1 rRNA gene is annotated in these 256 nt (G+C 66.0%); it reads right to left on the reverse strand.

The window, feature by feature from the left end:
* Positions 1–97 precede the first annotated feature (97 nt).
* Positions 98–256 (reverse strand): 16S ribosomal RNA (locus E9529_RS21680); the annotation flags it as partial.

Here is a 256-nt window from a genome sequence, read left to right on the forward strand (position 1 = left end):
CAGGAACACTGCGACCCCCCGGAACTGGGAAGCCGTCACGCCCTGGGCGCGGCTCTGCACCGACCAGGACGAACCCGGCCGGTGACGTGCTCCTTAGAAAGGAGGTGATCCAGCCGCACCTTCCGGTACGGCTACCTTGTTACGACTTCGTCCCAATCGCCGATCCCGCCTTCGCCGGCTCCCTCCACAAGGGTTGGGCCACCGGCTTCGGGCGTTACCGACTTTCGTGACGTGACGGGCGGTGTGTACAAGGCCC

It is taken from the genome of Blastococcus sp. KM273128, from assembly GCF_021698975.1.
Classification (GTDB): domain Bacteria; phylum Actinomycetota; class Actinomycetes; order Mycobacteriales; family Geodermatophilaceae; genus Blastococcus.